The sequence below is a fragment of the Mycoplasma sp. NEAQ87857 genome, from assembly GCF_009792315.1.
Classification (GTDB): domain Bacteria; phylum Bacillota_I; class Bacilli_A; order Mycoplasmatales; family Metamycoplasmataceae; genus Mycoplasmopsis.
Genome location: NZ_CP045542.1, coordinates 1,076,311 through 1,090,409 on the forward strand (window position 1 = coordinate 1,076,311; position 14,099 = coordinate 1,090,409).

Below are 14,099 nucleotides of genomic sequence, written 5' to 3' on the forward strand. Positions count from 1 at the left end.
AAGGGTTCAAGAACCTAAAAACAAAACTTTTAGCCCTAAAAAATAGGGATAAAAGTTTTGTTAGACAACTTGATAACTCAAATTTACTTTCTTAAGATTTTTTTAAGAAATTTTAAAGTGATATCATTGTGATTTTTGTGGAAAAAACGCACTTTATCAAACGGATTATCTTTGGTTTTAAACACAGTTTTAGGATGAGAAAAAGTTAAAAAACCTTGATATCCATGGTATTGACCAAAACCACTTTTTCCATACCCTCCAAATCCATAATTATGATTTGATAATTGTACCAAAATGTCATTGATACATACAGATCCTGTTTTAAAATTATTAATAAATAAATTAATTAGTTGTTTATTTTTTGAAAATAAATAAACAACTAAAGGTTCTAAAGAATTAATTTTATTTCATATATCATTAATATCATCATAACCTATGATTGGTAAAATTGGACCAAAGATCTCTTGTTGCATTAGTGGATCTTCTCAGTTGCTTTCATATACTTTTAAATCAATTTTTTGATTAATGTCATCTTTGATCAAATCATCTTTTAAGCTTAATATTCTTTGATAATGTCTAGATGAAATAATTTTAGGTAAATAAGGATTTTTTAATGAATTTGATCCAAATTGATCAATATATTCTTGTTGTAATAATTTTATTAATTGATTTTTGATACTATTATGAACTAAAATAAAATCTGGCGCAACACAAGTTTGACCACTATTGATCATTTTTGCTCATACTATTTTTTTAGCACTAGATTTTAAGTTAGCTGATTGATCAACAATAACAGGAGATTTACCACCAAGTTCCATTACACAAGGTATCATTTGTTTCGCTGCTTCTTGATAAACTATTTGACCTATTTTATTATTACCAGTAAAGAAAATAAAATCCCATTTTTGTTGTACCAGATTGCTTGCTACTACACTATCTCCTAAAACTACTGATACATCTTTTGCATCAAATGTTTCAGAAATAATTTTATTAATTAAATTAGAACTATGAGTTGAATATTCTGAAGGTTTGATTACAACTTGATTACCTGCAGCAAATGCATTAATTAAAGGAATAAATGTTAAGTTAAAAGGATAATTTCAAGGACTTATAATCAATACTTTACCATAAGGTTGATAATGGATTTTGCTTTTAGAAAAAAGCAAATATATTGGAGAAGCAACTCTTTTAGGTTTTGATCATTTATTTATTTTTTTAATAAATAAATTAATTTCTTTAAATATAAGAGCTAACTCTGTCATTTCGCTTTCTATTTTGCTTTTATTTAAATCTAAATACAATGCTTGATAGATATCTTCTTGATACTTAATCAAGTTCTCTTTTAATTTCTTTAAGAAATCAATCCTAACCTTAATAAAATCTTTCATAACATAAAATTATAGTGATATTTATAAAATAAAAACAAAAATACCAAAAAAGAGATATTTTAATCCGTTTTTTGGTATTTTTGTTTTTTCAAAATTGGTGCGCGAAGAGGGACTTGAACCCTCATGCCATAAGGCACTAGAGCCTAAATCTAGCGTGTCTGCCAATTTCACCATCCGCGCTTAAGAAAAGGTTAAAAAAAATAAGCTTATGCTTAATAAGTGGTGCCGTCTATAGGACTCGAACCTACGACCTACTGATTACAAGTCAGTTGCTCTACCAACTGAGCTAAGACGGCATGGTGGAAGATGAGGGGCTCGAACCCACGACCTCCGCCTTGTAAGGGCGATGCTCTCCCAACTGAGCTAATCTTCCATAAAATGGCAGTCTGTACGGGGATCGAACCCGTGCATGCATGGATGAAAACCATGTGTGTTAACCGCTTCACCAACAGACCAAATGGCGCCGATTATTGGGATTGAACCAATGACCAACTGGTTAACAGCCAGCTGCTCTACCGCTGAGCTAAATCGGCATTTGTTATTTGTATGATAATATTATAACACAATAAAATTTTTTCAAAATAATTTTTTTATTTTTTTATTTATTGTTTATCACCATTACTTAAGTGCTAACATATTATATATAAAAATTTATAAAGTACAAATATTTTTATATAAAAATTACTCTATATCACTTGATAAAAATAATTAAATGTATCAATAGGTTAAAAAGATGATTTATTTTAAATATCTTGCTTTAATTTAATTATTTTAAAGCAAGATATTTAAAATAATATTCAGTCATAACCTTAACTATCAATATTTATACCAATTACTAAATGCAATTTAAAGTAATAAAAAAATGGACAAAGTCCATTTTGTTTAATTTATATTGAAATATCTAAAGAGTTAATTATTCTTTTAACTCTATTAAAATCTAATCTTCTTCTATATTTATTATTTTTAGCTATACCTTTAAATGACGCTCATAAATAATCACATTTATTTTTTCTTAATTGATTTATCTTATTATTTAATTCATTAATGATTTTTGAATCAATTGTTAATTCATTTATCGTTATTTTGACTTTGTTTCTACTTGTGTTTTTAACACTAGAATTAGGAACTTCATTTTTATCTCTAAACTTAATATTTTCAAAATTCTTATTATTATCAGTACAAAAAATACTTATATTACCTGATTTAGTATTAAACTTAACAAGTAAATTATTTCTTTGTTTTAAAATACTATTTTCTAATTTAATTAAATTAGAAAATGAATTAATTAATTCATTGTTTTCATATAACCAAAAATCATTAGTTGATTTTTGGTTATCAAAATAAGCTATAGCTACAGGATGTTCTGTATCACTAAAATTATCTTTATTAGGTAATAGTTGAAAATGAGTAATTTTTTTGATTAATAGTTTATCTTTTTTTCTATTGCTATTAATTAAAGTGGTTGGTATTATAGCTATTACGAATCTTACGTTTTCTAAACATTTTGCTAAACAGGTTTTATATATGTCATCATAACCATTATAGTTATCTATAGGAATATTAAGTCTTTTAGCAGAATTAGAAGCTAAATATGGAGGGTTTGTTATGACTAAGTTAAAATTTGTATAATTTCAGTTTTTAAGACTATCATTATACTCAACATCTGGATGATTAGGTTCTATGTCATAACTTTTATAAGTTATTTTAGGGTTAATTTTTTGAACAAATCTAATTAAATTATTAGCTCCTGCAAAAGGTTCTAATATTGTTTGATTTCATAGATTATTATCATCCATAAACTTTTTGAATACTTGATTATTCTCAAAAACATCAAACTCAGTATAAAATTGTCCCATTTGTAACTTCTTCATCATAACCTCTTTTTGTTATTATATTATATTTAAATCCTTTCAAAATTTCGAAGTCAAAAAAGTTGAAACAGTTTTTCATTCACATAATAAAACAAGTCTTTTTTTGAAAATTTATTTTATCAATAAACATATTTAACGATGAATATTATTATAATTAATATATGGATAAATATTATAAAGAAAAGATAAACAAAATGATTGAACAAAGCAGAGATGCATTAATAAAACAAATTGAAGAAAAAGGAATTGAGAAATGATTAGATAATAAGATTGATCTATATATAGAACGTAATGTTTTACCTCTTGAGTGAAAAGAACAAATTATTTATGAGTTAAAAAATAAGAACTTGTTTTACTTATCAGTATTCACTAAAGACATTAAAAAACAAAATATATACGAAAATATACTTTTACATTTCTTAAAAGATAATAATATAGATGCTATAAAATTACCTCAAGCTGGTAAAAATGCATTGTATGCTTATAATTCAATTATTACCAACGACATTTCTGATAAGCCATTAGAATTAAAATCTCTTGATTTTGAAATAAACTTAAATAACAATAAAATTTATTTAATGCATAAATATACTGAAGAATCTGGTGGTGCTCAAGATAATCAATTTAATGATGTAGTTAATCAAATTAGAAATTTAGATACTAACCTTATAAATAAGGTTTGGTTTTGTTTAGATGGTAAATACTACACCAAACAAAAAATTAATGAATTAAAATCTTTAAATAAAAATATCATTATAGTTAATATTCATACCATCTTACAAACATTAAAGAAGTTCAATAAATAAAGTTAATATAAAAAAATGGACAATGTCCATTTTTGCATTTCATTATTTAGAATATTAAAATTAAGAATTGTATGTCATAATTAATTAAGATACTATCTACTTAATTTTTCTAATTGTTGTTGCATTGAAATTAATACTTCATCTTTATTTTTATGGTTTCATAAAATTCAACCTAATAAAATATCTGACAACAACAGTGGAGCAATCTTAATACCAATTGAAATAACATCAAAACTTGAACAATAAGCATCAAAATATAAAGTACTTGTAGCTTTTGATTTAAAGTCTTTGTATTTCTTTAATGTTCATAAACTATAAGTTAAACCTTTATTTTCAATATGTTCAATTACCTTAGTTATTTCACGACTTTGAACATCGTCTGTAATTATAGTAATATGAGATTTTGTTTTATTTAAGAAAAATTCTGATGCAAAAAATTCATACATACTACACACTTCAAACGAACAAATTCCAATTTTATTTAAATTTTTAGCAAAATAAGAAGCTGCCATTTTGCATTCATTCATTCCTAAAATTAAATTATGTTTTTGTACAATATCATTAATATATTGATGAATGTTTTTAGAAGTGTTATCTTTATATAAATCAACAGTTGTGTTAATTGAATGTTTGTAATGAGCATTTACTTGTCTTAAAACTTCAGTTAATAAAACTGTTTCATTTTTATCTAAATCTCTAATACGATCTTGATCTGCAATATTTCTTTGTGCAACATAAATCTGTAATGATCTAAATGAATCAAAACCAAGATTTTTAGCGAATCTTGATACTGTTGGTTGAGAAGTATATAGAATTTCTGCTAATGATGCAGTTGATTGTAGTAAGAACTCTTCAGTATTGTTTTCTATATAATCTAATAAATATTGGTTAGTATCATTTCGTTTTAATTTCTTTATTTTAGATTCTTCTATTATTGAATATTTTCTCATAGTTCACCACATATAATTATATTTTAATTAAAATAACTTAACATTTTAATGTAAATTTTATAAGGTGATTTGAGGAATATTTCCATTTATTTTTTTCACATTCCCATAATTGAATAATATATACAGATAAATTTTAGAATATGGAAAAAATGGTATAAATTATTTAAATAAATAAAAATATATTAAATTATAAAAAATAAGACTATAATAATTTAGCATCATTAGCTCAGCAGGCAGAGCAGCTGGCTCTTAACCAGCGGGTCGCAGGTTCGATCCCTGTATGATGTACCATATCATTTATTGACCACTGCGAAAGCAGTTTTTATTTTTTAATTATGTAGTTATTTTAGTTTTACATAATTAAAAAATAAAATTCAATAAGAAAAATAAAAGGAGGATAATGTTTTTTAGAAAAAATGAAGAAGAAATAAATTGTGATATTGATGATCAAGAATGTTTATCAAAACACATGAGTCATATTGAAAAGAAAAACACCGTTTACAAAAGAACCAAAATGTCAAATTTTGGTCTTAAGTTAAATTCATTATACTCACAAATGTCAATGTTTAAAATTATTAGAATTACTATAATCTCAGCTATTTTCTTTGGAATTATTAGTGTTTTCTTTGTTAAAAACGTTGGTATTTATAATTTTGGTCTGGCTGCATTTGGACAATCATTTGCCAGAATTTTGACCACAGTATTAAAAGAAGATCAAGTATCAATAGCTGTAAGAAACTTAATTGATCAATTTGTCTTTTGAATTGCATATATTATTTTAAGTATTCCTATATTTATATTCGGATATAAAAAAATTGGTAAAGTATTTACCAATATTACAGTGTTATTCTTAGTAGTTTCATCTGTAGTTTCATTTAGTATTGGATTAATTCCAGGAGCTAATAATATTTACTTAATAGGTAATTTTGATAACAATCAAATTAAAGCAATATTACCTGAATACAAAAAACCTTTAAGTGGTATAATACCACTTTTATGAAATGATGGTGGAAATATTATTGCTTTAATGATATACTCAATTGCTTATGGGTATATGTTAGCTTATGTTTTTGCAATTATTCAAATCATTGGCGGAACTGCTGGAGTTACTGGAGTTATAGGTGAATGATATGCTAATGAAAAGCAAAAATCATTCGGTTCTATTTCTGGGTATATGAATATTATAATTGTTTTTATATCAGTTTTAGTAGGTTCATGATTACCTGGATCATTATTATTAAAAGAAGCTCAAACATTAGAATATAACAAGTTAAACTTAGTTTTAAAAGAAATGGTTCATAGTAATGCAAATGTTAAATCAGTAGAAGCGTTAATTAATAGTATTGAATCAGGCAAGGTTAAAATTAATAATGGATTAGATACTTTAAGTGCTATCGGTGAATTAAAAGATTATGTATCTACTTTAAAAATAACTTCTAAAGCATGAACTTTTGAATTATATTTATCACCTAACTTTGTAGCAACAGTATTAACAAATATTGTTTATATTATTGTGTTAAATAAACTTTACCCTAAATTTAAACTTGTTAGATTAGAAATTTTTTCTAATAAATGTGAAGAAATTCAATCTAAAATTAATAAAGATAAAAAAATTGTTACAGGAATGACTATTTTTAGTGCAAAAGGTGGATACACTGGAGAACCAGTTAAAGTAGTTACTTCAATTGCTTTATTTAGACATGTAGTTAGAATTATGAAAGATGTAAGAAAAGTTGATTCTGAAGCATTTATCTCTGTTAGTGATGTTTCAAGTATTGACGGATTTATTTATTTACCTGAGGATAAATTTTAGTAAATAGCAACCATTTTATATGGTTGTTATTTTTTATAAAAGACTTGATTAATAGGGTGTTGTCAAATATTAGCTTTATTTATCATTGCTTGATTTTGAGCATTAATTAACTCATAATATAAATTCTTACTAAAAACATCTACAACATTAAATTTACTTTTAGGACTATTAATATCAATAAATTTCATCCTTGCTAATCCATTGGCTACTAGTAAATAATTTAATGATTTTTTAGCATCTAATTGATCATTAAATAATATTATAGCCACCAAACGATTATATTGATCTACTGAAGTTATATAAAATCATAAGGTTTGATTTTGACATAGTTGTTTTACATATTCTTTAGCTTTTAAAGCATAATAATTTTCATATTTAGCTAATTTATTGCTATTATCATGTTTAAGTGTTTCAGGTGTATCAATTCCTAAGAATCTAATTTTTTGTTGATTTTCTAACCCTAATGTATCTCCATCAATTACTTTAGTAACTTTCATTTGAATTAATTGATATTTTTTAATAGGAGCATTAATACAACTTACTAAAGTGCTTAAACTAGCTATAAGAGGAAAACTTATCATTCATTTCATACATATTTAAAATAAAAAATAGTAAGTTACCTTACTATTTTTGAACTAATTATTAAGCTTTTCCGTTTGAACCAAATTCGTGAATTTTTGCTCTTACTGTTTCACACATTGCTTCATAACCTGGTTTGTATAATTTTCTAGGATCAAAGTTTTTACCTTTAAGATCTTCATTGCTTTCAATGTATTGTCTTAAAGCTTTATGGTTAGCTTGTTGTAATTCTGTATTAACATTAATTTTTGTAATACCTAAGCTAATTGCTTTTTGGATTTGATCACTTGGAATTCCACTTCCACCATGAAGCACAATACCAATTCCAGCAGCTTCAGAAATTTCTTTTAAAGTTTCAAAACTTAAAGATTTTCATGATGAAGGGTAAGGACCGTGAATATTACCAATTCCAGCAGCTAAAACATCAATTCCTAAATCAGCCATTTTTTTAGCTTCAACAGGATCTGCAAATTCTCCATCACCAACAATACCATCTTCTTCACCACCAATAGTACCAACTTCAGCTTCCATTGACATGTTTTTTGATTTAGCTAATTGAACTAATTTAGCTGTTTTTTCATAGTTTGAAGCAAAATCTTCATGAGAACCATCAAACATAATTGATGTATATCCTTCATTTTCAATTGCTTTTAAACAACCTTCGTATGAACCATGATCTAAGTGTAAAGCTACAGGAACTGTAATTTTAAGATCTTTAATTAATCCTAAAACCATTCCTGAAACAACTTCTAATCCACCCATATATTTAACTGCACCTTCACTTGTAGCTACAATAACTGGTGATTTTTCAGCTTCTGCAGTTAATAATACTGCTTTTGCTCATTCTAAGTTGTTGATATTAATGTGAGGAATTGCATATTTTCCTTCTTTTGCTTTTTTAAGCATTTCTGTTGCATTAACTAATGCCATATTATCTCCTTTAAATACATTGATTATTTGACATAAACTTCAATAGTTTTACTTTGTCAAGTACCGTCAAAATTACGATGAAATCTTTTATCCACTGTTAAAAGACGATATAATTCACCCATTTTTTTAGTTTGAATTTTTTCATAAGGTGTTGAATCGTTAACAAATTTTTCTGTTCAATCATCTTTTAATTCATCCTCAATGATATGAAATAATTCATCAAATGTGAATTGTTTTTTAGTATCTTCAGAAATTGCATCGATTGCAATTTCAAGCATTGTTCTTGTTTTCATTATAGTGTCCTTTCACAATACTTCTTAATTATAATATATGTTTTAGCAAAAATAATTTATGCTTTTTTGTTTTTAAAATAATTTTTCGTGGAATACTTACCATAAAAATTACATTTTTGATGGTGCACTAACTCCAATTAAAGATAATCCTAATCCTAAAATAATTTTAGTAGTTTCAACCACTGAGGCATAAACTGTTTCATCTTGATGTCCAATTAATTTAGTTTCAGAATAAAAACTATTAAAGTCTCTAGCTAAATCAATTAAATATTGGCTTAATAAATTAACTTTTGAAGTTTGCACAATGGTACTAATTAATTCTTGGAAATTATCTAATTGAATAATTAATTTTTTAGCTTTATCACTAAAATCAATTACTTTTAATTCATTATTCGCTAATTTAGCTAATAATGAAACAGTTCTAGAATAAGCATATTGCACAATAAAGACTGAACTGTTATTATCTTGTGAATTAGCTAAATCAATATCAAAATCAAACTTATTATTAATTTCTCTAGTTAACATTGTAAATCTTATAACATCAGAGCTAGACATTTCTAATAAATCTTCTAAAGTAACACTAGTACCTAATCTTTTAGACATTTTAAATTCTTGACCATCTTTGATTAATCTAACTAATTGAATGGTTAAAATATCTAATTTTTCAGGATCATGACCTAAATATTCCATTGCTACTTTCATTCTTTTAATATAACCACTATGATCTGCTCCTCAGATATTAATTAATTTATCTGCTTTAGCATATTTAGTTTCATGATAAGCAACATCAGGTAATAAATATGTATAAGTTTGATCACTTTTAACTAAAACTCTATCTTTATCATCGCCTTTAGCTTCAGTTTTCAAGAATAAAGCTCCTGATTCATCAACATAAGTATCATTTTTTAATTTATCTAATACCGGTTCAATCATTCCTTGTTCTTTGATAAATTTTTCACTTGAATAAGTATCAAAAGTTACATTAATTCTAGCTAGATCAGATTTAATTTTTTCTAATAAGATTTTTACTGCTAATTCTTTAAGTTCTTCTTTAAAAGCTAAATCTAAAAATTTATCTCCATATTGATCTTTAATTTGATTAGCTAATCAAACAATATCCATTCCACCATAACTATCTTCTGGTAATTTTGTATCTATTCCAAATAAATTTTGATATCTAACTAAAGTAGAATCAGCAAGAATATTAATTTGATTTCCTGCATCATTAATGTAATATTCTTTTTCAATATTAAATCCTGCGTGTTTATAAATTCTAGCTAAAGAATCTCCATAAACTGCTCCTCTAACATGACCTACGTGTAAAAAACCTGTTGGATTAGCTGAAACAAATTCAATATTAATTCTTTCTTTAGTTAATTCTTCATCCATTTCTCCAAAAGTTTCTTGATTTTTTAAAATATTTTCTATAACTTTTGTAAAAGCTTCATTATTTAGAACGATGTTTAAAAATCCTGGCATTGCTATATCAATTTTTTGAATATATTGATTTTGATTTAATAAATTAGTAATTTCACTAGCAATTTGCGTTGGTGCAGCTTTTTTATATGCTTTTAAAACAAAAGCTACATTCGAAGAATAAGCATAAAAATTATTTTCAATATTTAATTTTTCAGGAACATTAGGCTCTGATAAATTAAATTTAACTTGATTTGCATCAAATTCAACATCAAAATAATTATCATTTTGTAACTTAATAATTGCATCAATAATTGCTTTTTTAATCAGTTGTTTAAGACCCATTTTTCTCCTATTATTATTTAAAAAGTAAATTAAAAATATTATTTTATATTTATTAAATAAATTATTTATATATTATATAGTTATTTAACTACTAAAAAAACAAAAGACTAATATAATAAAATTATGTTAAAAATATATGTTTGTGGACCTACTGTTTATAATGATGTACACATTGGAAATTTAAGACCTATAATTACAATGGATTTAATTTTAAAAGCTGCAAGATACTTAAATATTGATTTTAAATTCATTCATAATATTACAGATATTGATGATAAAATTATCAATCGTGCTCTTGAACAAAATAAAACTGAATCGGAAATTGCAAATTATTATGCTGATGAATATTTAAATTTATTAAATAAATTTAATGTTAATACAGTTAATCAATTTGAATATGTAACTAAAAATCTTGATGTTATTAATAATTTTATTAAGCAATTAGTTGCTAATAATAATGCTTATTTAGATAGTGAAAATAATGTTTATTTTGATGTTCAAAAAAACATTAATAACTATGGAATAGTATCAAATCAAAAAATTGATAATATGATTTTTGAAGAAAATAATAATTTAAATAAAAAATTCCAAGCTGATTTTGCTTTATGAAAAAATACTAATGTTGGAATTAAATATGATTCAAGTTTTGGACCAGGTCGTCCTGGATGACATACTGAATGTGCAGCATTAATTTATAAACATTTTGGTGATCAAGGAGTTGATATTCATGGCGGTGGAATGGATTTAACTTTTCCACATCATGAAAATGAAAACATCCAATTTTATGCATTGACCAATAATAATTTAACTAAAAAATGAATTAGAAATGGTCAAATTGATCTTAATGGAATTAAAATGTCTAAATCATTACAAAATGTTTTTTTAGCTAAAGACTTTTTAGAACAATATCCTGCAGATTACTTAAAAATGATTTTCTTACTTAATAATTTAACTAGCATCATTAATATTGATGATAATTTATTTAACAATGTTAAAAAAATCTATCGTAGAATAAAAATGATTTATTTTAATTTTTATTTAGAAAATAAAAATTATCAACCTAATTTTGATCAAGTAAAAACAATTTTAAATTATGTTTATGAAATTAAATTTGCCAATTTTAATAAAGAAATTAACCAATTAATTAAAAATATCAATATAAATAATGATGCTATAGATCAATCAACTTTAATTGAAATTTTTAATGCTTTAGGTTTTGATTTTAACAAAATCAATTATGCTAAATATATTGCTATTTACAAAGAATGAAAAGAATTATTGGCTAATAAAAATTATCAAGAAGCAGATATCTTAAGAGATAAATTAACTAAAAAAGAACTAATATAGGAATCAAAGGAATGAAAAATATGAAACAATTATATATGTGTGGGAAAAATTCTGTTATTGAAGCTTTTGAAAATAAATTAGCTATTGAAAAAATTTATTTAAGCAAAAAAGAGAATTTAAAATACTTTAATAATGCTAAATTTCCAGTATTAGTTAAAGATAATAATTTTTTAAATAATTTAACCAAAGAAAATCATCAAGGATTTGTTGCTATATGTAAAAATGTTGATATTTATGATTTAAATTATTTAATTAAGAATAAACCTGAAGTTATTTTGATGCTTGATCACATTCAAGATCCACATAACTTAGGTGCTATAATTCGTACAGCTAATGCTGCAGGAATTAATCATATTATTTTACCTAAAGATAAAGCAGCAGATATTAATTCTACTGTGTTAAAAATATCTTCTGGTGGTATGGTTAATACCAAAATTACTAAAGTAAGTAGTTTATCAGCTTCAATTACAAAATTAAAAAAAGAAGGTTATTGAGTATATGCAACTACATTGGATCAAAATGCTATTGCACACAATGAAGTTAGATACAATAAACCTACAATTATTGTTATGGGTTCAGAAGGAGAAGGTGTTTCAAAAAGCGTTTTATCAGTTTGTGATCAAACAGTTTATATTAAACAATTTGGAACAGTGCAATCTTTAAACGTTTCTGTAGCAACTGGTATCATTCTTTTTGATTACATCAACAAAAACAATGATTAAACTAATAGATTGCTCTAATTGAGATATTAGAGCAAAAGAATATTTCAAAATCAAAAACAATAAAATTAATCAAAATAAATTAATGTGAGATTTTATAACTTCCAATCCTGAGAAGTTAAATCTCTTTGTTAATAAAATTAAATGATTTGTTCACATAGGTAATTATAGTACTGAAGAAGTTAAAAATGTATTCTTATCATTTTTAGTGGAAGTAATTAATAATTACACTAATTATTCAAAATTTAATTTTGAATACTATTTATGAGAACAATTAAAAACCAAAACATTAAATTACTTTAATAAGCAAAATTCACAACAACAAATTTTTGAAGTTAAATTAGCTTTCCAGAGAATTAATTTAATGAATTTAAAATTACAAATTAGACATACTTTTTGTAAAGATTCTAATGATAAAGACAACGAAGAAAGATGAACAATAATTTATGAAAGATTTATAAATAAATTATCTAAGTTAGAAAAAGACTTTATTTCGCTAAATCATACTCAAAGAAATATAGCGTTTTCTAATACTAAAAGTAAAAGAATTATAGATAGTTTGAACCAAAAATTGCACCAATCTCTATAAATCAATAATTTATAAATTATGTTAAAATATATAATATTATGAAAAACAATAATAAAGTTTCAATAGCTTGCCAAGAATGCAAGAAAAAAAATTATACAAAGAACAAAAGTTTAGGTAGCGATAAAAGAATTGTTATCAAAAAACATTGTCCTCATTGTAAAGTTCACACAGTGCATAAAGAAGAGGTTTAATTTTGAAAAAAGATAATCAATCAACTGAAGTTAGCAACAAAAAAGAAAAACGTAAAAAATGATATTTTTTCCGTAAGGTTGCTAAAGATATTAAACGTGTAAGATGACCTGATGCAAAAACTAATACTTCAAACTTTATAAAAATTATTGTTTTTACAGTTTTATTTGCTCTTTTTGTGTTTGCTATTACATTTGGTTTCACACATCTTTGAAACCATTTTCACATTACATAGAGTATTGATTTTAAGGAGAAATAATGAATAATAATTACAAATGATATATGATTTCAACAATTAGAGGTAAAGAAGATCACGTTATTGAATCATTAAATAACAGAATTGTTGCTGAACAAGTTGAAGGTTCTTTTGATTTAGAATTTTCAGAAAATGGTCCTTTTAGAATTTTTAAAAAACCTACTTTAACAGCTAAAGAAATTGATAAAAAAAGAGAAGGAATGCCTTACAAAATTAAATGAATCAATATTTATCCTGGATATATTTTTGCAAAAATGGATATGACTGATAAAGCTTGATTCGTTATCCGTAATACTCAATATGTTACAGGGTTAGTAGGATCTTCAGGTAAAGGAGCTAAACCAACTCCAGTAAGTAATTTAGAAATTAGAAAAATGGAAAAAGCTGAAAAAGAAGCAATTGAATTATTTAACTCAGGAAAAAACTTATCATCATTAAAAGTTGGTGATTTAGTTGAAATAGTTGCAGGACCTTATAAAGGTGAAATTGGACCAATTACTTCAATTAATTTAGAATATAATACAGCTGTTGTTTCACTTGAAACATTTGGTAAAAAAACTCCTGTTGAAATCGATATTGATTCATTAATTTTAAATTAAATAACTTTA

The 14,099-nt window shown here is 24.5% G+C and carries 15 protein-coding genes and 6 tRNA genes; 9 read left to right on the top strand and 12 right to left on the bottom strand.

Features of this window, described 5'->3' with window-relative positions:
- Window positions 1-83: 83 nt before the first annotated feature.
- The 7 genes from GE118_RS03880 to GE118_RS03910 all read right to left on the bottom strand — a co-directional run bounded on the left by GE118_RS03880 (window position 84) and on the right by GE118_RS03910 (window position 3,259).
- A complete protein-coding gene (locus GE118_RS03880) occupies window positions 84-1,388 on the bottom strand; it encodes an aldehyde dehydrogenase family protein (RefSeq protein ID WP_158764107.1) in 1,305 nt (434 codons plus the stop codon).
- Window positions 1,389-1,483: 95 nt separating this feature from the next.
- Window positions 1,484-1,568, bottom strand: a tRNA-Leu gene (locus tag GE118_RS03885).
- A 40-nt stretch (window positions 1,569-1,608) separates the two neighbouring features.
- Window positions 1,609-1,684: transfer RNA gene (locus tag GE118_RS03890), tRNA-Thr, on the bottom strand.
- A 1-nt stretch (window position 1,685) separates the two neighbouring features.
- A tRNA-Val gene (locus tag GE118_RS03895) sits at window positions 1,686-1,761 on the bottom strand.
- A 6-nt stretch (window positions 1,762-1,767) separates the two neighbouring features.
- A tRNA-Glu gene (locus GE118_RS03900) sits at window positions 1,768-1,843 on the bottom strand.
- A gap of 3 nt (window positions 1,844-1,846) precedes the next feature.
- Window positions 1,847-1,921 (bottom strand) — tRNA-Asn (locus tag GE118_RS03905).
- 354 nt (window positions 1,922-2,275) lie between these two features.
- Complete coding sequence (locus GE118_RS03910) at window positions 2,276-3,259, bottom strand: hypothetical protein (protein ID WP_158764108.1); 984 nt, start codon at window positions 3,257-3,259, stop codon at window positions 2,276-2,278.
- A 161-nt stretch (window positions 3,260-3,420) separates the two neighbouring features.
- Here GE118_RS03910 and GE118_RS03915 point away from each other — a divergent pair, with 161 nt between their 5' ends.
- The gene (locus tag GE118_RS03915; protein ID WP_158764109.1) at window positions 3,421-4,065 is read left to right on the top strand and encodes a hypothetical protein; all 645 of its coding nucleotides are present in this window, start codon (window positions 3,421-3,423) and stop codon (window positions 4,063-4,065) included.
- 92 nt (window positions 4,066-4,157) lie between these two features.
- Here GE118_RS03915 and GE118_RS03920 read toward each other — a convergent pair whose 3' ends face one another.
- A complete protein-coding gene (locus GE118_RS03920) occupies window positions 4,158-5,015 on the bottom strand; it encodes a MurR/RpiR family transcriptional regulator (protein ID WP_158764110.1) in 858 nt (285 codons plus the stop codon).
- Window positions 5,016-5,230: 215 nt separating this feature from the next.
- On the opposite strand from GE118_RS03920, the gene GE118_RS03925 reads away from it, so the two are divergent.
- Together GE118_RS03925 and GE118_RS04375 are read left to right on the top strand one after the other, a co-directional pair.
- Window positions 5,231-5,306: transfer RNA gene (locus GE118_RS03925), tRNA-Lys, on the top strand.
- Between the two features lie 109 nt (window positions 5,307-5,415).
- Entirely contained in the window at window positions 5,416-6,828 is a 1,413-nt protein-coding gene (locus tag GE118_RS04375; protein WP_370452044.1) for a YitT family protein, read from the top strand.
- A 26-nt stretch (window positions 6,829-6,854) separates the two neighbouring features.
- On the opposite strand, the gene GE118_RS03935 is transcribed toward GE118_RS04375, so the two are convergent.
- The 4 genes from GE118_RS03935 to argS all read right to left on the bottom strand — a co-directional run bounded on the left by GE118_RS03935 (window position 6,855) and on the right by argS (window position 10,391).
- Complete coding sequence (locus GE118_RS03935; protein ID WP_158764111.1) at window positions 6,855-7,409, bottom strand: thermonuclease family protein; 555 nt, start codon at window positions 7,407-7,409, stop codon at window positions 6,855-6,857.
- A gap of 61 nt (window positions 7,410-7,470) precedes the next feature.
- On the bottom strand, window positions 7,471-8,337 hold the full coding sequence (fba, locus tag GE118_RS03940) for a class II fructose-1,6-bisphosphate aldolase (RefSeq protein ID WP_158764112.1): 867 nt from the start codon (window positions 8,335-8,337) through the stop codon (window positions 7,471-7,473).
- Window positions 8,338-8,360: 23 nt separating this feature from the next.
- Entirely contained in the window at window positions 8,361-8,630 is a 270-nt protein-coding gene (gene rpoE, locus GE118_RS03945; protein ID WP_158764113.1) for a DNA-directed RNA polymerase subunit delta, read from the bottom strand.
- A gap of 108 nt (window positions 8,631-8,738) precedes the next feature.
- Window positions 8,739-10,391, bottom strand: a complete 1,653-nt coding sequence (argS, locus tag GE118_RS03950; RefSeq protein WP_158764114.1) for an arginine--tRNA ligase — start codon at window positions 10,389-10,391, stop codon at window positions 8,739-8,741.
- A gap of 123 nt (window positions 10,392-10,514) precedes the next feature.
- Here argS and GE118_RS03955 point away from each other — a divergent pair, with 123 nt between their 5' ends.
- The 6 genes from GE118_RS03955 to nusG are packed head-to-tail and all read left to right on the top strand — an operon-like array spanning window position 10,515 to window position 14,090.
- Window positions 10,515-11,738, top strand: coding sequence for a class I tRNA ligase family protein (locus tag GE118_RS03955; RefSeq protein WP_158764115.1), 1,224 nt, complete (start codon window positions 10,515-10,517; stop codon window positions 11,736-11,738).
- A gap of 20 nt (window positions 11,739-11,758) precedes the next feature.
- Window positions 11,759-12,460, top strand: a complete 702-nt coding sequence (gene rlmB / locus GE118_RS03960) for a 23S rRNA (guanosine(2251)-2'-O)-methyltransferase RlmB (RefSeq protein ID WP_158764116.1) — start codon at window positions 11,759-11,761, stop codon at window positions 12,458-12,460.
- Complete coding sequence (locus GE118_RS03965) at window positions 12,432-13,046, top strand: hypothetical protein (protein WP_158764117.1); 615 nt, start codon at window positions 12,432-12,434, stop codon at window positions 13,044-13,046. The genes rlmB and GE118_RS03965 overlap by 29 nt, the downstream gene beginning before the upstream one ends.
- A 38-nt stretch (window positions 13,047-13,084) precedes the next feature.
- On the top strand, window positions 13,085-13,237 hold the full coding sequence (gene rpmG / locus GE118_RS03970; RefSeq protein WP_158764118.1) for a 50S ribosomal protein L33: 153 nt from the start codon (window positions 13,085-13,087) through the stop codon (window positions 13,235-13,237).
- A 2-nt stretch (window positions 13,238-13,239) separates the two neighbouring features.
- Complete coding sequence (secE, locus tag GE118_RS03975) at window positions 13,240-13,470, top strand: preprotein translocase subunit SecE (protein ID WP_233262748.1); 231 nt, start codon at window positions 13,240-13,242, stop codon at window positions 13,468-13,470.
- Window positions 13,471-13,493: 23 nt separating this feature from the next.
- Window positions 13,494-14,090 carry a transcription termination/antitermination protein NusG gene (nusG, locus tag GE118_RS03980; RefSeq protein WP_233262749.1) on the top strand — a complete coding sequence of 199 codons (597 nt, stop codon included), beginning with the start codon at window positions 13,494-13,496 and terminating at the stop codon, window positions 14,088-14,090.
- Window positions 14,091-14,099 lie beyond the last annotated feature (9 nt).